Here is a 19518-nt window from a genome sequence, read left to right as displayed (position 1 = left end):
GAAAATAGCTAATGAAACCGATGCAGGTATGGCTGCTGCCTGTGCTAATGTAAGACACAGGCATAGAGAAAAGGCTAGTGGTAAAGCCAACAGTCTGGTGAAGCCAATTTGCAACACCCTTCTGAAAAATTCGCGCTGATCACTCATTCGTTTTAATTTCAAAATACAAACCTAAGCAAATTAACGTTAAAAAACTGATGACAACTAACAGCAAAACACCTGACGAACAGGACGTTGGCCAATTAGAAATTTGAGTAATAAACCCAATTGATTACCATATGATTTTTATTGAATTGCCATCTCATTGTCAAGGTAAGCGCTTAATAAAGCGCGTACTCCCCCTATCTAGCAAAATCAGTATTTTTTAAATTCCAAGGCAACAGGGCTTCAATTTTTTCAACGGTATCGGCATAAGGCAATGCCTTGAGTACATGGGTTAAATAGGCGCAGGGTTCCAAGCCATTGGCTTTTGCTGTTTCAATTAGGCTGTAATGAATCGCGCTGGCCTGTGCGCCTTTTGGAGTATCAGAGAAGAGCCATGCTTTGCGACCCATTACAAAGGGGCGAATGGCGTTTTCAGCAAGAATATTGCTAATGTTCAGCTCCCCATTCGAGCAATACACCATCAGCTTATCCCATTGGTTGCTCATGTAAGTCATGGCCTTGCCCGTTAAACTATCCTTAGGCACTTTGTGTTGATTGTCGTCCAAGTACGCTCTCAGTTTCTTCAAAACCGGCAGGCTTCTTTTGCAGCGTTGCTGGAATCTTTCAGCGGCACTCAGAGTTTTGATTTGCCGCTCAATCATATAGAGTGTATTGATTAAACTCAGCATGTGATCGGCTTTGCTGGCTTTATGCTGCTTGCCTTTCTTGGGTTTGGGCTGCGCATCTTGAGCTTCTTTAAATTTACGGCGCGCATGATCCCAACAACCGAGCTGGATGATATGATTGATAATACAGGCGGCATTGTAAGCGGCATAACCATCGGTTTGCAGATAACCCGAAAAGCCCTCCAGCAAGCGCAACGGCACCTCCTGGCTGCGGGTCGGATCATATTCAAATAACACACTGGGTTGACCAGGCGTGCCGCCCAGCGTCACCCACATGAATTTATCCGAGGTGGCCGGTCGCCCCGGTTCTTTAAGAACCTGCACTCGGGTTTCATCGGCCATGATGATGTTACCAGCCAGTTGATGATCCCGAATAAGGTTAATCAAAGGTTGCAGCGTTCTAGCCAGTGCGATGACCCAGTTGGCCAGTGTGGCTCTTGAGAGTTCGCCGCCATAACGGGCTAAGATGTTTTCCAGCCGATACAGCGGCAAGCCATCGCAGTATTTGTAGATGATTACATTACACATTAAATCAATGCTGCCCATCGCGCCTGGAACAGGATGTTTGGGCAGAGCAGCGGCAATAATACGGCGTTGTGTTTCAGCTTGAGCAGGCTCCAGAAACACCGCTTTTTCCTGCATGTATTCTAAAACCCGCACTTGGGCAGGGATGATGTCTAATTCTTCTTTAACTTTAGTAAAGAAGGTTGTAATTGCACCGGCTTTTTCTTCATCGCTCAGTGTGATAAAGATTTGCTTTCTCGGTAAGTGGCTGGCAAATGGTTTGCGACCAGGTTTTGGCTTAGGTGGATTGGGCTCAGAAGCTTCTGATTCAACGCTCGAATCAACAGCCTCTACTGTGTCAACGGCTGCATCCGTTGCGGCTTCAAGCTCAACCGTGGCCTCGACTTCGGCTTCATCAAATAATGAAGTTTGCCCGGACTGCTCACTTGAGGGCGCAAAGCGTTTGATTTTGGATAAACGCAACGCTTCTTCTAACAACTGTATACGTTGATTGAGCGTAGCAATCACTTCTGATTTAAGCTCAACGGCCTGTGTTAATTCATCCACTCGTTGCGCTTTTTCAAGCAACTCGGCGAGCATCTCGGGCAACAAAATAGCCGAGTGTTCATCGTGTTCTATGCTAGAAAAGTGGGATAAAATCATAGGCTTATTATACCTGAATTCAAGCCAAAAAGCAGGCGTTTTTCCTTAAAAAACAGACTCATAATGCCGATTTTTATGGCCTTTCATCACGCTAATATCGTAGCCATCCAGCAGCCAATTCAATTGCTGTCCCGTTAACGTCAACAATGCCTCTTCACCCTTCGGCCACTTGAACTTATCCTCGACCAAGGTCTTGTAATAAAGCACAAAGCCCGTATTTTCCCAGAACAAGCATTTGATTTTAGTACGCTGCTTATTGGTGAACGCATACAGTCCGCCATCAAACGGATTATGGCCGAGTTCGCACTCAACAATTGCCGCCAACCCGCGATGGGATTTACGAAAATCAATGGCCTGTCGGTAAAGATAAACCTCTGTCAGCTCTAAAGAGGGGCGCATAATGCAAGTCACCGTAACACCTCTATCAATTGCTGAATCAAAGCCATATTATTCTGAGAAATCCCAATCAATTGTGTACCATCCCGGAAGCACAATGACAAACTTGGCGATGAGGGCATGGCGATAGGTGCAGCCACTTGGACACGGGTAAATCCAGTCGCTTTACGTTCAGTGTCAACCGGTTCGCAATCGATCAAAAATTTGCGCTTCCAATAACTCAACTGGTGGGTATGCAACGCTTGCTGGCGGCAGTAGTTTACTTGGGACAAGCCAGACGCTTGCCATTGCGCGACGTGCCTTTGCCAAAAATCGTGACCGGTCTTGTTTTCTATTGATGCCATTGGTAATCCCCAAAATAATATCGATGGGAAATTCTGACATGGTAGGCTGGGGGGTGGGAATTACGCGGAAAATTGAGCGCTTACTTGTCAAGTCCAATTTGTCATGAAAATAACACAGGTAGCTGATTGAATCTGCTATGAGTTAAGCCATTAAGTGGTCGTGTGAACTGTTTAGGTAATCACAGCTTTAGGACAAGAGCCCAATGTTTTTAACAGCTTGAGATTGTTTTGCAGCAAGGTCGGGGCCTGGCACAGCAGTAGTGATTCGATATTAGTGGTGCTTATGCCAGAGTCGGCAAATGGGCCAAGGATTTTCTATAAAGCGTCTGCCTGCAGGTGGATAGCAATATGGTGGTTTTATCGGCACCGATGGAAGCCGGTTGCTGGAGGCCAATCACAATAAAGCGGGCTTCATCTTCAATATTATTGCCCAGTACATTCAAACTGTAGAGTTCGGTATTGCTGCTGACTGAAAATAAATACAGGATATGTGATTCCTGAATCCGTGTTTAAATTTAAATAAATTCACATAAGTTAATGATAAATAAAGTATAATATAGCTTTCACATGCTCACCCATTTTGATTATGGCACGTTTTAAGCTAAAAGAATCCAAAAAGGAACTCACGTCCTACGCTGGCCTGTCATTGATCGGCCAGTGCCTAGAAGCGGTTAATGTCGAAGCGATGGTAGATGGAAAGATACCCGTATCACAGGGAATCAAAACCTCTGATTTAGTCAAAACCACGGTAGGTCTGTTGAGTATAGGCAAAAGCGACTTTGAGGCCGTCGAACCGTTTCGTGAAGATCGTTTTTTCAAGAAAGCTTTGGATGTCAACAAGGTACCGGGTAGTGTGTGGCTGCGACAGCGACTTGATCGTGTTGGAGGTCGCTTGCTAGAACCACTGGATGACTGTTCGGTTAGGCTCATTGAACGGACAGAAGCGCCGATCACGCCGCATAAAGGCTACGTTTGCCTGGACATGGACACTTTCGTCATGGATCAGAGCGGAACTAAGAAAGAAGAAGTCAGCCGCACCTATCAAGGTGTCGATGGCTATACGCCAGTCGCAGCCTATTTGGGTAATGAAGGCTGGTGCATAGGTTTAGAGTTGCGTCCAGGTCGCTGGCATTCATCGCTAGAGATCGAATATTTTCTAGAGCGGCTCTTTCCGCGAGTTGAACGTTTGGTGGCACCGAACCAACCGGTGCTGCTTCGTAAAGATTCAGGGTTTGATAGCGCCAAACTATTATTTGCTGTTGCCGATGAAAAAGCACGCTGGGCGGCTATGAATCGATTTTTTGAATACTTGATCAAATGGAACCCCAGGAAGCAGGATAAAACCGCTTGGGTCGAAAAGGCGGAAGCGGCAGGTGTTTTTGTTGAAAAACGACCGGGCAAACGGGAAGCGTTAATGACCCTAATTGTAGAACGCGCCTGGAAAAAGCAAACCCGCATGTTCAGATTGGTCATACGAATTATTGAACGCACCATCACTAAGCACGGTCAAATGTTAATACTGCCAGACATTGCGTTGGAAGGTTGGTGGACTAGCCTGGAGGAAGCGGAAGAAACCGTCATTGAACGTTATCGTGACCATGGCACTCATGAACAATTTCATTCGGAATTCAAAACTGACCTGGATTTGGAACGCTTGCCTTCCGGTAAATTTGAAACCAACGACTGCCTAATGAGAATGGGCATGTTTGCCTACAATTGCTTGCGGCTGATTGGTCAACTGGGTTTGACGGGAGACTTGGCACCCATACGTCACCCTGCAAAGCGTCGGCGGCTCCGAACCGTGCTTCAAGAAATCATGTATCGAGCAGCCCAAGTGATACACACGGCACGACAATGGTGGCTCGATTTGGGGCATGCCTCGCCAGTCGCTAAAGTATTGTAAGCGGTTATCAAACCCCATCTAGCCATTTTTCCATCCGCTGTTAATATGCTCCCTATCCACTTGCCAGGGCAGCAGTGATTCAATATCTTCCAGAGTCTGAGCCTTGGGCAGTTCTTTAAAAATATGATGCAGATAGCGATACGGCTCCAGTCCATTGAGTTTGGCGGTTTCAATCAGGCTATAGAGATTGGCACTGGCTTTGGCGCCTTTTATGGTATCGGCGAATAGCCAGTTATTACGACCAATGACAAAGGGCCGGATGGCGCGTTCCACGGCATTGTTATCAATGTCTAACCGCCCATCTTGGCAATAGACGGTGAGTGTTGACCACTGGTTAGCCAGATAGCCCAAGGCTTTGCCGGTTAAGCTGGTGGGGGCCACTTGGGTTAAGGAGATATCCAACCAAGCTTTGATTTCATGCAGGATCGGCACGGCCTGCTGTTGGCGAATCCGGTATTTTTCATCGACCGACAGATATTTGATTTGCGTCTCAATCCGGTACAGTTTCTGGATCATGATTAAGGCCTTACTGACTTTGCCGGCTTTAGGCTGAGCTTTGCCTTGGGCTTTTAAGGCTTCATCGAATTTACGTCTGGCGTGTGCCCAACACCCGGCATGGCGCAAGCCGTTTTTAGCGCACACGGTCGGGTAAGCGGCGTAGCCGTCGGTTTGCAGCGTACCGCTGTAACCTTGTAGCAGTTGGTCTGCCACGGCCTGGCTGCGGGTGGGTGCATAGTGAAACAGCACGACTGGTTGATCAGGTGGGCCACCGCGCTGTACCCACAGATAAGACTGACTGCTAGCGGCTTTGCCCTCTTCTTTCAAGACTTGTAGCGTGGTTTCATCCATTTGCAGAATGGGGTACTGATGCAGGTGTTCCTGCATCAAATTGCACAAAGCTTGAATCAGCTCGCCGCAACGAATCGCCCATAAAGACAGGGTGCCGCGTGATAGCTCAACGCCGATACGCTGAAACTGTTTACTTTGCCGGTAAAACGGCAAGGCATCCAGGAATTTGCTGGTGATCAGATAAGCCAGTAAACCGGGCGAAGCATTGCTTTTAGGCAGCGGTTGCGGCGGCAGTGGCGCGGTTTTCACCTCGGCCTGACAGCAAGGGCAGGCATACTTGATGCGGATATGGCGTAACACCTGCACCTTGGCTGGAATGATGTCCAGTTGTTCGGACACTTCAGTACCGATTTCTTTTAGCGCATGGCCGGCTGAGCAACGGCGTTGCGCTTCCGGTAGGTCGTGGATGATCTCAACGCGGGGGAGTGCAGCAGGCAGGGCTTTACGGCCAGGCTTGACCGGTACAGTTTGGCCGGGCTGGGCTGCGGAAGCGATAGGCGCTGATGCATTTTCGGTGGCGGCCACCACTTCAGAGGTGGCCGTCGCCGTTTCAGCGGTCGTTTCATCCGACTCTTCGGCATAGGCTTCCGCCTCATTGAACATATCCGCTTGCTCTGCCCGGTATTTCTCGCTATTGGCGCCAAAGCGTTTATGTAGCAAGAGATTGATTTGCTCTTGCAGAATATCGTGTTTTGATTGTAATTGCCGATAATCACGCGTCAGCGTACGTAGCATTTTCTGCAGGCTGTCGACATCTGAAGGCAATTCAAGCTCTTGTTCCATAAGGCTTATTATAGCAACTTACGCCATAATAAGCCATTGAAAATTCAGAAAATAGACGCTTCAAAGCCGGCAAAAGATTATAAAACCGACTGATAATCCAGCACCGGATGCGGCTTCATGCGATTAATATCATAACCTTCCAACAACCAGTTCAGTTGCTGTACGCTTAACGTCACCGTGCCAGACTCGCTGGGTTTTGGCCAGAAAAACCGTGCTTTCTCCAAACGCTTCTGCCATAGACAAAAACCATTACGCTCCCAATACAGCAACTTGATAGCCGTGGCTGACCGATTTCTAAACACATACAAACAATCAGCAAACGGATTTAAACTCAACTGCGCTTCCACCAGGACCGCCAAACTGGCAGCGCCCTTCCTGAAATCAACCGGTTGTTCGCATAAATAAACTGCCCAATCGACGGAAAGGGGCCGCATCATGCTGGCAACCTCGACAACCCGGTCAGCACCGCCAGGCAATGCTCGGTATCAATGGCTTGAAATTGACATTCAATGCCATTGGGTAGGCGCAGCCACAGCGTTGGCCGTTCAAGTGAGCCACTCGTCACCGGCTGTACCATCTGCACAGGATGAAAAGTCGCTGTGCCAGCGCCGGTCTGCACAGCACGGCTTGGCCACTCACGCTTACGCTTGATCCAGTGATATAAAGATTTATCGGCCAATTGGTGTTGCCGGGCATACACGGCAATACTCAAACCTGACGCCAGGCATTGCTCGACATGGGCAAACCAAAAGCGCTGCGTATCGGTTAGACTTACAGCATCCGTTGGCTGGGTATTTTCTGAAAGGGGCTGGTTCATCGGGTATCCTCATCAATTGACGGTGACGATACTTTCCCAAATTCAATTAATTATGGGTAGATGGGGTTTGTTAAGCGCTTACAAAGTATTCGCCTATTTGCAAGAGCGATTGGTGGTGCAACCGAGTTTTGCATCCGGATAAACGCTACGGCAGCTCGATTGTGGATTGCGAATGGTATTCTCTGGATAGAGAAGAGGATGGCTTGTCTCGTCGTCAGGTTTTTTATCTAGCGATGGCGACAATGTATTAGAAACGGTTGATTTTTGCGACTGAGGGCTTAATAGGCGACAAATAAATACGCTGAGCTGTCGTAATTTTTTAAAAAACGCGACTAAAACGCGGCAGCCAATACTTCGGCTGCAAGGTACACGGATTCAGGTGATTCTTTTTGGGGGTGTATTTTGAGAAAATACTTTATGATTAAAAACTATCCACATATGACTGGCTATGAACCAGTAACAAATTCATCGTCTTCTAAATTTGAATCCTCTTGCTCCAAAGGTGCTTTCCATGCGTCGCCAACAACTTCTTGGATTCGATCAAGAATCATTTGAGCTCTATCTTTTAGAAATTCGTCAAAATTTTCCTTAGAAATTTTTTTTTGAAAATCAAAGCTATCACTTGAATAAGGGATAAAACAACATTTTAACCTACGATTTAACTCTCCTGTTGTGCCTTCGCTTTTATGACGCATCACCACGTCATATAGATATTTATCGGGATTTAAATTATTAATACTGCGATTTGTTTCTTTAGATACAATTATTTTATTTGCTATTGAGTTTAATTTGTTTTTATTAATTCCAGACTTATTTAGTGAATAAGGAAATATATGATGATCCTCTAAGTCTCCACCTAAAGAATTTCCCGTCAAAAGATCTTCCTTTACGGTGGTTCGCATCAAAGCTTGTATGGATTTGTATCGACTATCACTAATATGCTTTATTGAAATAATATCTTCAACGGTAAAGTATACTCGTGTATATTGAAAGACGCCACCATTATCAAGAAAATTACAAAATTTCCTGAAGTCATCTCCTATCTTATAGTTATTAGCAGGTGCAGGTGCCGCAGCTAATGTTGAACAAAAATACCATTTCTTCAATGAGCTTGAAAATTCAGGTTTAGACAAACTCCCAGGAAAGCACATTAATGTTGCAGCCATTGACACTAATATTCCATGTGGTGGTGGGGTTTTAGAAGTTGCCCCTAGTTGATTCACCCACTCACAAGCCTGTGATAAATGATATGAAGCACTGTTCCAGTGTTCATTAATAAAGCCTGGTTCTAATGACAACAAAACAGAACGTGTTGCTTCAGGAAATTTATTTACTTTATTTCTTAGAAAGAATAAAGAAAGAATTTGTAAAATACGTTCCCCATCAATTTCATAGTCCATCAAAATCTGGTGATTTTCAAGCGAACTATCTAATAGCTCTTTAAGATCGGGGTCTGGATAATATCGTGCGACAGCCAAATCAAATGTTGTAAGTCTAGTTCCTGTAGAATTTATTGTTTCAAATACACGGCAAACAGATTCAAGCGGAGCATCATTTTCTAATGCTACAAATGGAATAGAAAATTTTCGTATAGTTTCAAATATCCCTTTTATACTTGCAGAAGCTTGTCTGGCAAGATTCTTGTTAGATTCAAACTCAGGAAAATCTCCTGAATCTTCAATATATTCTGAAATATAAACATCACATTTAGCTTGATCAAGAGCAATATCAGTTCTTATTAATCGATTATTATCTTTACGTTCTGGGTTTTTCAAGCCTCTTTGTCGACTTACAATCCATGAAGGATTTTCAGATTTAAACATTATATGCATTTCTTTTAAATCGAAATAATAATTTCTATTTGGATGGGCATCTAAAAAAACTCTTGCTATCGAAGTTAGTCTCTGCTGTCCATCTAGAACATAATATGACTCCGAGCCAGGTTCATCAAAATTCATTAAATTTTGAATATCATCTGATTTTGGAGGATAAATTGCATCTAGTTTTCTTGATTTCAAAGGTACTTCATCATTTTTGCCTAGTATCAATAGGGAGCCGCAAGGATAATTTCTTGCAATTGAGTCAATTAAAAGCCTAGTTTGCCCTTCCTTCCAAGTAAAATCTCTTTGGAATTGAGGGATTAAGAAGTTACCGGCTCGTATTTTTTTCAATAGTTGCCCAATATCAAAGTTTATTGTTTGCATAATTTGAATTAAAAATTTTATAAAAAGGGCTAGGTTAAATAATTTATAACATTGAAAAAGGAAAACTTCTGAAACTATTATTTGAACTGAAACGGCTCTGTACACGACAAAACGCGCCACTTAAATTCTGAGGGTTATTTTCCCAGACCGACTTCGGTCATAATCGATCATAGTCGGCGGACATAAAAACAAAATCCAGAATCGAAGCATCTCATCAGCCGATTTAACCGTTTTCAACAAAAAGTTATTCAGCTCGTCTAGCCCATAACGAAACAAGCTACATTCCGGGCGACCGTGTTGTTTGATGGTTAACGGCTTAACGGCTCGATGTTTCCATTCCCCGACTTTATGGGCCCAGCAAAAAGCAATGGCTTGGAGCGCCATGACTTTCTTAATCCGATAATACCGGGTCAGCCGGGTATCTTCTAAATGGAAGCCGCGCCCTTTCAAGCATTGGAACAGGTTTTCAATTTGCCAGCGCTGGCCGTAAACTTGAATCGCCTGAGCCAAGCGCCGGTTACTGGCCAACACTAATAGCTCGTTGGTCTCTAATTTTAAGGCGTTCAACCAAACCCACTGATCGCCAATGCGCTGTCTTTTCCTCAGTACGCGCTGCTCGCCCACCTTTAAATCCCGGAATAGGGCTTGAACGGGCTTTCCGGCGTGGCGGCGATTGGTCAGTAACTGATTGTCTTTCATCCGAATCAAATACGGAATGGTATGGTCTGTTAACCATTGCCACCACTGATCGCCAATAAACTCCCGGTCAGCCAATACGCCTTGAATGCCATGCCGACCAAACTGCCGGATGAAGCGTTGCAATAAGGCGATTCGTTCACGCTGATTGGAGTTACCCTGCTTATTCAACACCAACCAGTACACCGGCACCGCCATGCCTTTATAAGCAATCGCCAGGGTGAGGATATTCAGATTGGCCTTTCCCCATTTCCAGTTAGTGCGATCCAGAGTCAAATAATACGACTGGCCCTTAAAATCAAACAACTGCATGATCAGATGCGCCACGGCGTCATAATCAAAAACAACGGTTTGAAAAAAACGCTGAAGCCGCCTGTACCGGGACTTTAAGGTCGCCTGTCCACCAAAATTCACCGCTAATTGCGTTAAATTCATGTGCCTGGATTGGATTAACGCCAGTAACAGACCGATAAAACAATCTAAACGGCGCTTGCTCCAAGACACATGGTCTTTTAAAATCGCTCTAAGCCCATCGTTTAAGTCCATGTTCACCCCCTTTTTTAGTCATTAGAGAGTGAAACAGATTTGCGATGGGCTTTCAAGTCATAAGCTTAGATCATCTTCTTTAGCCGGTTTTTAGGTTTTGTCGTGTACAGAGCTGAAACGGTTTAACCAAAATCACAGTACTAATAAACTTTTTCGTAATGTAATCCATTTGTTGTCAAAAAAGTCCGACAACTAAAGGGCAATGATAGACCTATCAAAGCTGTATTCAATGTCTGCTAATGAAACAGCGGCGGTTATTTCCGTTGGGATGATCTTAGTTTGATTGACCAGTAGTTTTGACAGGGATAGAGTTTGCTTTGATTGTAAGCCTTGGGCTTTATAGGATGAAACCCATTTTCTTCCTATCTTTTTACTAGCATTATCTCAGCTCTAGCGGCTCATCAATTTGGTAAGTAAGATAACTTATTCCGGTTTGCACATCAAGATGACTCTAATCCATAACTGCTCAGATCGGAGTGGTCTCTGAGCTAGTTGGTACTAATCACTATCCTTTCCAACACCAAGCTCAACAAGCTCCTTCTCCATGCGCCGAATTCCGACAATCAGATTTTTAAAACTGGCTGAACGTTGATTATTTACATCAAGATGTTTGCCAATAATTCTGGAATCGCTGACTTTTTGATAACGATGTTTGGTTAAAACGGCTAGTTCTCGACTTGGGCTAGCTAAATTATCTGGGTTGCGAAATTTTTTAGTATTTTGCTGTTTAACCAAGCCGTCGATGTTCATAGCCGATTCCACAGCTTGCAGATCGGCAAGGTAAAAGCTTTCCAGTTCACGGCAAGCTATGCGTACCATAGGCGCAGGCTGACGACCAGTAGCAATACATTTGTCTAACAGCGTCTTTTTTAATTCTTTACAATCTGGAGCACTGTCAAGATCGCGCATTACAATAAATCTGGCCTGAGGATTAATGTATCCTTTGATGCGTTTGACTAGCTGTTTTTCCAGATCCTGCTTACCCTCGAAGGCTATTAGCCTTGGTGTAATGTCTGGACTGAGAATTTTTGTCAGCAAACTTTCCAGCATGGCTTTAGCAGATGGCTCTTCCAGCAAAAATACCAATTCTTTCATTCAGGATCGGCCCCGGTAAAAAAGCCTTGCTTCCATAAATAGCCCATTTGATCGCCATCCGCCATGTAAGCAGCAATTTGCGGATCGTCTTTGGCACGAAAAATTTGAGTGGAGCCGGCTTTTTTAACTAGCCAGCAAACTTCCTCCAACTTGGCAGCATTTAAAAAATCGGGTGAATGAGTTGATACAAGTACCTGCCCTTCTCGTGAATATAGACGAAACTCTTCCGCTAATTCCGACATTAGTTTTGGATAAAGCTGATTTTCTGGTTCTTCCACGCATAGCAAAGGATGTGGGTTTGGATCGTGCAATAGCACCAGATAGGCAAACATTTTAATGGTGCCATCCGATACATAACGGTCAAGAAACGGGGTTTTGAATGATCCGTCCTGAAAGCGCAAGGTCAGAAAACCGTCATCCATGAGTTTGGGTTCGATATCCTTTACTCCGGGCACCCTCCGTTTCATGGTATCAATGATTTTTTGGAAAGTATTGGGGTATTGCTCAAACAGATATTGCGCTACACGCGGCAAATTATCGCCGGTTTCAGATAGGTGTTCCGAGTCGCCCGCCGCTTCTTTGCGCCCTCGTGCCGCATTGATGTGAAAATCAGAAACATGCCACGATTCAACTAATTGCCTAAATGCATTGGCCGCTTTAAATCGGGCAAACTGCCCCAGTCCTTTGATGGCCAAAGAATCGGGTGCTACCGACTGATTTTCGCGGGTGAGTTCTTCGTCTGACTTATGAAAGTCTTCTTCATTAGTCACAGCGTAACCTTCGCCATTGGCAAAATCCAGAAAATGATATGGGCTACCGTGCCGGCCACGTTTATAACGCAATATTTCTCGTTTTACATAGGGCGCATTATTTTTTTCGGCAATTTCCAGAGAATAGGTGACTAAACGATCAACATCGGTAATTTCCATGCGATATTGGATTTCAATCAGGATACTATCGCCATCGCTGTCTTTACTGACTACTTCTTTAAATCGCCCGCGGCTATCTAAGGCTTGGCGAACATTACCTTTCAAACAGTCATGTAAAAATCCAAACACATCGAATAAGGTGGTTTTTCCAGAGCCATTAGCGCCAACGACTACTAAAAAAGGTGGAATCTCTTTTAGATGGACATCGCGGAAGGTCTTGAAATTTTTTAGCCGAATAGATTCAATCTTCATAAAATACTTAAGCAGATTTGCAGCACTGACACCCAAATAGTTGGTCAACTTTTTTGGAGGATAAGCCAAATAGGAAGTTGATGTAAGGAACTGCATCGTTTGCGATTAATGCGTATCACTGTGTTCAGTCTATCCAATGTCCTATTCATCAATACACGGTTGGAGTACTATATGCTAGATGGGATAAACTGAATGGCCTCACGACTAACTTATAACACCAAACCCTTGGTTTTATCAATTACATGATGGCAGATCGAACTCGCTTAGGGAATTTTCATTTCGTACTCAGGCGAGCCGCAATAGCAAAATGCTGCACAACTCCCCTTTCCCGCCGTGTTTAGTTAGGTAATCACAGCCTTAGGATAAGAGCCCAATATTTTTAACAACTTGACATTGTTTTGCAGCAAGGCCAGCGCTTGGGCTACATTGTCATCTTCGCGATGGCCGTCAATATCAATAAAAAATACATATTCCCACAAGGCCTGGCGGGATGGTCGCGATTCGATATGAGCCATGCTGATACCAAAGTCGGCAAATGGGCCAAGGATTTTGTATAAAGCGCCGGCCTGATTGCCGGTGGATACCAATATGGTGGTTTTATCGGCACCGGTGGAAGCCGGTTGCTGACGGCCAATCACAATAAAGCGCGTGGTGTTGTTGGCTTCATCTTCAATATTATTGCCCAGCACATTCAAGCCGTAGAGTTCGGCGGCGATCAATCCGGCAATAGCGGCTTTGCTATTATCCAGACTGGCCAGTCGGGCAGCCTCGGCATTGCTGCTGACAGCAACACAATTCACGCCGGGCAGATTGATATTCAGCCATTGCCGGCATTGAGCCAGCGATTGTTGATGGGAATACACTTCTTTAATATCAGCCAGAGATTCCATTTTACCCAGCAGATTCTGATGCACACGAATCTCCACCTCGCCGCAAATCTGCAAATTGGAATCGATAAAACGATCCAGAGTATGAGCAATCACGCCTTCGGTGGAGTTTTCCACCGGCACCACACCAAACTGGCACTGCCCAGTATCCACAGCATGAAAAATATCATAAATGGTGGCTACCGGAATATCCTGCACAGCATGGCCAAAATGCTTGAATACCGCCTGCTGGGTAAATGTGCCGGCTGGGCCAAGGAAAGCCACTTCCAGCGGTTTTTCCAGGGCCAGACAGGCAGACATCAGTTCCCGGAATAAATGTGCAGCCGTATCGGCCGTTAAGGGGCCGGGATTGAGTTCCTTGATCCGGCGCAGCACCAGGGCTTCGCGATCCGGGCGGTAAAAGCTGCCGGTTTCACCTTCAGCCAGTTTGGTGCGGGCTACTTCCTGAGCGCACTGGGCACGCTGATTGATCAAGGCCAAAATTTGCTGATCTATCGCGTCGATTTGATCTCTTAATGTGCTAAGCGGGATAATGTCTGTCATAGCGGTCATACTTAATGAGTGCGTTCAAACTCGGCCATAAAATCGATTAAGGCATCTACCCCGGCTTCGGACATGGCGTTATAAATACTGGCCCGCATACCGCCTACCGAGCGGTGGCCGGGCAGCGAACTTAAACCGGCGGCATCTGCCAGACGTAAAAATTCTTTGTCCAGGCCGGCATCTGCCAATACGAAAGGCACATTCATTCTGGAGCGGTATTCAGGATCGACCGGATTCCGGTATAAAACCGAAGCATCAATGGCCTGATACAATTTTTGCGCTTTGCGGATATTAGTTTGCTCAATAGCTGCCAAACCGCCCTGGCGTTTACTCCATTGCAGTACCAGACCCAGTAAATACCAGTTATAAGTGGCCGGAGTGTTCAGCATGGAATCACTCTTGGCCTGCAACTGATAATTAAACACCGAAGGCACGGTGTCCTGAGTCAGGCCCAGCAAATCATCACGAACGATGACCACGGTTACACCAGATGGCCCCATGTTTTTTTGGGCACCGGCGTAGATCAGGCCAAACCGGCTGACATCAAACTGCCGGGACAAAATATTGGACGACATATCGCATACCAGCGGTATGTCCGCCACATCAGGTATTTCGCTAAACTCCACGCCGTGGATGGTTTCGTTGGAGGTGTAATGCAAATAGGCTGCATCACTATCGATCTGCCAGGTGTTCAAGGTCGGGACGGTGGTAAAACCGCTGGTTTCAGCACTGGCAGACAGTTGTACTTCACAGTATTTGCCGGCTTCCTTGATGGCGCTGGTAGACCAGGCACCGGTATTGACATAAGCTGCTTTGGTCTTACCGTTAAGTATATTTTGTGGAATCAGGGCAAACTGCGCACTGGCGCCGCCTTGTAGAAACAGAACCTGATAATTGGCTGGAATAGCCAATAATTCGATCAAATCATTTTTCATGGCTTCGGCTATGGCCATGAAATGTTTGCCGCGATGGCTCATTTCCATCACCGACATACCGCTGCCTTGCCAATCCAGCATTTCCTGCCGGGCTTGCTCCAATACTTCCACAGGCAAGGTAGATGGACCGGCGCTAAAATTAAAAACTCTGGACATTATTCTTCTTCCGCACCATTATCGGTGTTAGTGATTTCCACATCATCAGTAAATTCGGCATCGGCATCTTCCTCGTCGCCCAAGCCTTCTATTCTATCGACACCCACGACTTTTTCACCTTTATCCAGGCGAATAACGGTAACACCCTGAGTATTTCGGCCGACGATGGAAATCTCGTTAACCCGGGTTCTGACCAGAATACCGCCGTTAGTGATCAGCATGATTTCATCATTGTCGTTAACCAGTACCGCCCCCACCACAGCGCCATTGCGCTCGGAAGTCTGGATGGCAATCAGGCCCTGGCCACCGCGTCTATGCTGGGTAAACTCTTCCAGTTTGGTGCGTTTGCCGTAACCGTTTTCGGTAATGTTCAACACCGTGCCTTCGCTGGCGATAATCAGCGAAATAACCCGCTGGCCATCCTGCAAACGAATACCACGCACACCAGTAGCGGTTCTACCCATGGAGCGCACATCGGATTCGTTAAAGCATACCGCTTTACCATCGCTGCTGAACAACAGTACATTCTGCTGACCATCGGTAACGGCGACACCCACCAGGGTATCATTCTCGTTAAGGTCGATGGCTATCTTGCCGTTAGTGCGCTGGCGGGCAAATTCCGGTAACGGCGTTTTTTTCACCACACCCGAAGAAGTGGCCATAAAGATATATTTATCATCGCTGTATTCCCGTATCGGCAACATGGCGTTGATTTTCTCGCCTTCTTCCAGCGGCAGCAGATTGACAAACGGTTTGCCGGATGCAGCCCGGCTGGCAACCGGTAAATCGAATACTTTCAAGCCATACACCTTGCCTTGCGAAGAAAAACACAGGATGGTGTCGTGAGTATTGGCGATAATCAGTTTTTCCACAAAATCGTTTTCTTTGGTGGCCGTGGCTGATTTGCCTCGGCCACCACGACGCTGGGCGCGATAATCACTTAACGGCTGTGTTTTGACATAACCGGCATGAGACATGGTCACCACCATGTCTTCTTCGGTAATCAGATCTTCGCGGGAAAGATTGGTGTAATCCTGAATAATTTCGGTGCGCCGGGCATCCGCATACTGGTTTTTGATTTCCACCAGTTCTTCGCGGATAACTTCCATCAAACGGGCGTCACTGCCTAAGATATACAGGTATTCATCTATCAATGCCAGCAGTTCTTTATATTCATTAACAATTTTGTCCTGTTCCAAACCGGTTAAACGGTGCAGACGCAAATCCAAAATCGCCTGGGCCTGGGTTTCGGAAAGCCGGTAAACCCCGTCAAGAATACCGAACTCAACCGGTAAATCATCAGGACGGGAACGCTGGGCATCGGCTCTATCCAGCAAACTGGCCACCAGACCGGCATCCCAGGTTCTTTCCAACAGACCCTGTTTGGCTTCCTGTGGGTTGGGCGAAGTTTTGATCAGTTCGATCATCGCGTCGATATTGGCCAGTGCAACAGCCAAGCCTTCCAGGACATGGGCGCGATCTCTGGCTTTACGCAGATTGTAAATGGTACGGCGGGTAACGATTTCGCGGCGGTGGTCGATAAAGGCCAGCAGAATCTGTTTCAGATTCATACATTCCGGGCGGCCATCGTACAAAGCCACCATATTGATACCGAATACGGTTTGCAACTGGGTATGTTTGTACAGATTGTTCAGCACCACATCCGGCACTTCACCGCGTTTCAGTTCCACCACCATGCGCATACCATCCTTGTCGGACTCGTCGCGCAGGCCGGAAATGCCTTCCAGCTTGCCTTCCTTGACCAGTTCGGCAATTTTTTCCAGTAAGCGGGCTTTATTGACTTGATACGGTAATTCGGTAGTAATGATAGCTTGACGGCTGCTGTCGCCAATGTCTTCAAAATGGCTGCGCCCCCGTAAATAAATACGGCCCCTGCCGGTGGCATAGGCTTCGTAAATCCCGGATGCGCCATTGATGATGCCGGCAGTCGGAAAATCCGGGCCGGGAATAATTTCCATCAATTCATGCAGCGTCAGATCGTCGTTATCGATCAGAGCCAAACAAGCCGAAACAATTTCACCCAGATTATGCGGCGGAATATTGGTGGCCATACCAACGGCGATACCAGAAGAACCGTTGATCAGTAAAGTGGGAACCTTGGTGGGCATCACCGTGGGTTCGGATTCGGATTCGTCGTAGTTGGCGACAAAATCCACTGTTTCCTTGTCCAGATCGGCCAGCAGTTCATGAGCGATACGCGACATGCGCACCTCGGTGTACCGCATCGCCGCCGGGGAATCACCGTCAACCGAACCGAAGTTGCCCTGCCCGTCCACCAGCATGTAACGCAAGGAAAACGGCTGAGCCATACGGACGATGGTGTCGTATACCGCCGTATCGCCGTGGGGATGGTATTTACCGATCACGTCACCGACCACCCTGGCCGATTTTTTGTAAGGCTTGTTCCAGTCGTTGCCCAGTTCGCTCATCGCGTAAAGCACGCGGCGGTGTACTGGTTTCAAGCCGTCTCTGACATCGGGTAAGGCCCTGCCTACGATAACGCTCATGGCGTAATCGAGATAGGATTGCTTCATCTCGTCTTCGAGATTGACCGGAAATATTTCTTTAGCGAAGTCTGACATGTGTCCGTGATTCCAGTACTGCCGATAAGGGGCAGAATCCTCATAAAAAGTCTAAGCAACACATCCTTTGCTGCAAACGACTAGCGAGTGTTAAAGCACTGTATTGTATCAAACGTAAGGGGTTCCGTGGGAAGTGATGTGTCGAAGTTGGTGGCCAGCGGTTTTATCCGGGTTAAACCGATTACATTGTGCTTTTAAGGACATAAAAACAATAGTACTAATGGTGCGCCAAACTTAAAATGACGGATGAACTTGCGGCGAAAAAAATCATACGCTGAAAATCTTGGAAGCGGAACGTAAGTGGAGCGAAGATTTTTAGTCCCCGATAGGCGTAGCGCCGGGCGGGTTTTCGAAGCGAAGCGGAGAAAACCTGCAAGGCATCGCGAAACGCCGTCAAGTCACTTGGAGCCGAAGTTCCGATCCCCTTGTTGGGTCGGAACGAGGTGAGGAGGACGAATCGGGGCCGCCGGAGGCATTAGCGGTCGCGTAATTTTTGCCGCTTGTTGGGGCTGGGATGCCCCTAAACAAGCTTTCGCAAAAATAGCGACTCACTGATGGTAATTAATGATCGGCAAATATGTCATGCAATGTATCTGCACTCAATACACGCTCTGACCATAGAAGCAATTCTGCAGAATGGGCGGTCTGCAAACGTTGTTTAACACTGTCTGGTATATCGCCAAATTTAATCTGCAATAGCTTTTCTAGCATGACAGCTTCTCCTTGCTGTTTGCCTTGTTCAATACCTTGTTCAATACCTTGTTCGATGCCATCCTCCAAGCCTTTTTTCATGCCTAATCCATAAGAAGGCAGATCGCTGTATTTGATTTGGCTCAACATATTTTCTTCCTCTTGGACAATTTGTTTTAAATCGCGGTTGCTGGACAGGATTTCCAGCATCAGTAAATAATCTCTAAAAGCTGCTTCGTTATGGCCAGTTAACTTCTGTAAACCTTGCAAAATGTGCCGCACAACTTCACGGCTACTATAGTGGCCAAAATCGCAGAGTATGGCAAATACCAAGGCATCGGGCGTGTTTTGCTGAAAAAAGCTTTCGCAGTTCATGCTGTGCGTATTCACAGTTCGATAACGATAACTCAGGTCGGCCTGCTCTATGCCGGATGCCATAGTCAGTTTAGCTTTGCCTATATAGATTAGGTATTGCTTCACATCAAGTCCGGGATAGGCGAGACTTATATCGGTGCGATAACGCAGCATTCGCCAGGGCATGATGGCTTGATTATCATTCTGTATCTCAATATGCAGAATATAACTAAGGCCATGCTCTTGCACTTTAGCGACCAAATCCGCGCGCCGATCTTCTACCCTTTGCTGTTCATTATCGATGATTTCCACATCGGAAATATCCAGATCGAGGAGTAAACGCGCCATATCCACAGTCATCTGCTTGAACAGGTGTTTGGAGATAATGTCTCTGTCGTTCATGGTTAGCGGCTGAGTATTCTGGGACGTGATTAGTTGCTGCGCTAAAGTCTAGCATAGACTCAGGCTGCGATTAAGTAGGCGTCGCCAGAAATGTTTGTTATGACAGTCACTTAATTTAGCTTTCTCCGGTATTTAGT

General features: G+C 46.2%; 16 protein-coding genes. 1 reads left to right on the top strand and 15 read right to left on the bottom strand.

Annotation, left to right across the window (positions count from 1 at the left end; translation table 11 throughout):
* Positions 1 to 341 precede the first annotated feature (341 nt).
* The 4 genes from tnpC (KEF85_RS08625) to KEF85_RS08610 form a co-directional block, all read right to left on the bottom strand.
* Entirely contained in the window at positions 342 to 1934 is a 1593-nt protein-coding gene (tnpC, locus tag KEF85_RS08625; protein ID WP_425515597.1) for an IS66 family transposase, read from the bottom strand.
* Between the two features lie 108 nt (positions 1935 to 2042).
* Positions 2043 to 2396, bottom strand: coding sequence for an IS66 family insertion sequence element accessory protein TnpB (gene tnpB, locus KEF85_RS08620; RefSeq protein ID WP_215579399.1), 354 nt, complete (start codon positions 2394 to 2396; stop codon positions 2043 to 2045).
* 8 nt (positions 2397 to 2404) lie between these two features.
* On the bottom strand, positions 2405 to 2737 hold the full coding sequence (tnpA, locus tag KEF85_RS08615; protein WP_215579397.1) for an IS66 family insertion sequence element accessory protein TnpA: 333 nt from the start codon (positions 2735 to 2737) through the stop codon (positions 2405 to 2407).
* Between the two features lie 281 nt (positions 2738 to 3018).
* Positions 3019 to 3180, bottom strand: coding sequence for a hypothetical protein (locus KEF85_RS08610; RefSeq protein WP_215579393.1), 162 nt, complete (start codon positions 3178 to 3180; stop codon positions 3019 to 3021).
* Positions 3181 to 3323: 143 nt separating this feature from the next.
* Here KEF85_RS08610 and KEF85_RS08605 point away from each other — a divergent pair, with 143 nt between their 5' ends.
* Positions 3324 to 4640 carry an IS1380 family transposase gene (locus KEF85_RS08605; RefSeq protein WP_215579390.1) on the top strand — a complete coding sequence of 439 codons (1317 nt, stop codon included), beginning with the start codon at positions 3324 to 3326 and terminating at the stop codon, positions 4638 to 4640.
* A gap of 18 nt (positions 4641 to 4658) precedes the next feature.
* Here KEF85_RS08605 and tnpC (KEF85_RS08600) read toward each other — a convergent pair whose 3' ends face one another.
* From tnpC (KEF85_RS08600) to KEF85_RS08550, 11 genes are all read right to left on the bottom strand, one after another.
* The gene (tnpC, locus tag KEF85_RS08600) at positions 4659 to 6272 is read right to left on the bottom strand and encodes an IS66 family transposase (protein ID WP_215579386.1); all 1614 of its coding nucleotides are present in this window, start codon (positions 6270 to 6272) and stop codon (positions 4659 to 4661) included.
* A 77-nt stretch (positions 6273 to 6349) separates the two neighbouring features.
* Complete coding sequence (gene tnpB / locus KEF85_RS08595; protein ID WP_215579383.1) at positions 6350 to 6709, bottom strand: IS66 family insertion sequence element accessory protein TnpB; 360 nt, start codon at positions 6707 to 6709, stop codon at positions 6350 to 6352.
* Positions 6706 to 7089: an IS66 family insertion sequence element accessory protein TnpA gene (gene tnpA, locus KEF85_RS08590; RefSeq protein WP_215579380.1), complete on the bottom strand. Its 384-nt coding sequence runs from the start codon at positions 7087 to 7089 to the stop codon at positions 6706 to 6708. Before tnpA (KEF85_RS08590) ends, tnpB (KEF85_RS08595) begins: the two co-directional genes overlap by 4 nt.
* A gap of 446 nt (positions 7090 to 7535) precedes the next feature.
* Positions 7536 to 9413, bottom strand: coding sequence for a DUF262 domain-containing protein (locus KEF85_RS08585; protein ID WP_215579376.1), 1878 nt, complete (start codon positions 9411 to 9413; stop codon positions 7536 to 7538).
* A complete protein-coding gene (locus tag KEF85_RS08580) occupies positions 9414 to 10535 on the bottom strand; it encodes an IS4 family transposase (RefSeq protein ID WP_215579373.1) in 1122 nt (373 codons plus the stop codon).
* 498 nt (positions 10536 to 11033) lie between these two features.
* Positions 11034 to 11630: a DUF4276 family protein gene (locus KEF85_RS08575; RefSeq protein ID WP_215579370.1), complete on the bottom strand. Its 597-nt coding sequence runs from the start codon at positions 11628 to 11630 to the stop codon at positions 11034 to 11036.
* Entirely contained in the window at positions 11627 to 12811 is a 1185-nt protein-coding gene (locus KEF85_RS08570; RefSeq protein ID WP_215579368.1) for an AAA family ATPase, read from the bottom strand. Before KEF85_RS08570 ends, KEF85_RS08575 begins: the two co-directional genes overlap by 4 nt.
* 341 nt (positions 12812 to 13152) lie before the next feature.
* Entirely contained in the window at positions 13153 to 14241 is a 1089-nt protein-coding gene (pheA, locus tag KEF85_RS08565; RefSeq protein ID WP_215579366.1) for a prephenate dehydratase, read from the bottom strand.
* 11 nt (positions 14242 to 14252) lie between these two features.
* Positions 14253 to 15332: a 3-phosphoserine/phosphohydroxythreonine transaminase gene (gene serC / locus KEF85_RS08560; RefSeq protein ID WP_215579362.1), complete on the bottom strand. Its 1080-nt coding sequence runs from the start codon at positions 15330 to 15332 to the stop codon at positions 14253 to 14255.
* Positions 15332 to 17935, bottom strand: a complete 2604-nt coding sequence (gyrA, locus tag KEF85_RS08555) for a DNA gyrase subunit A (RefSeq protein ID WP_215579359.1) — start codon at positions 17933 to 17935, stop codon at positions 15332 to 15334. Before gyrA ends, serC begins: the two co-directional genes overlap by 1 nt.
* Before the next feature lie 561 nt (positions 17936 to 18496).
* On the bottom strand, positions 18497 to 19381 hold the full coding sequence (locus KEF85_RS08550; RefSeq protein WP_215579355.1) for an RpnC/YadD family protein: 885 nt from the start codon (positions 19379 to 19381) through the stop codon (positions 18497 to 18499).
* Positions 19382 to 19518: the final 137 nt, after the last annotated feature.

This window comes from Methylomonas paludis, assembly GCF_018734325.1.
In the GTDB taxonomy this organism is placed as follows: Bacteria; Pseudomonadota; Gammaproteobacteria; order Methylococcales; family Methylomonadaceae; genus Methylomonas; species Methylomonas paludis.
The sequence above is the reverse complement of the archived record's forward strand: the minus strand, read 5'-3'. Positions and strand labels throughout refer to the sequence as shown.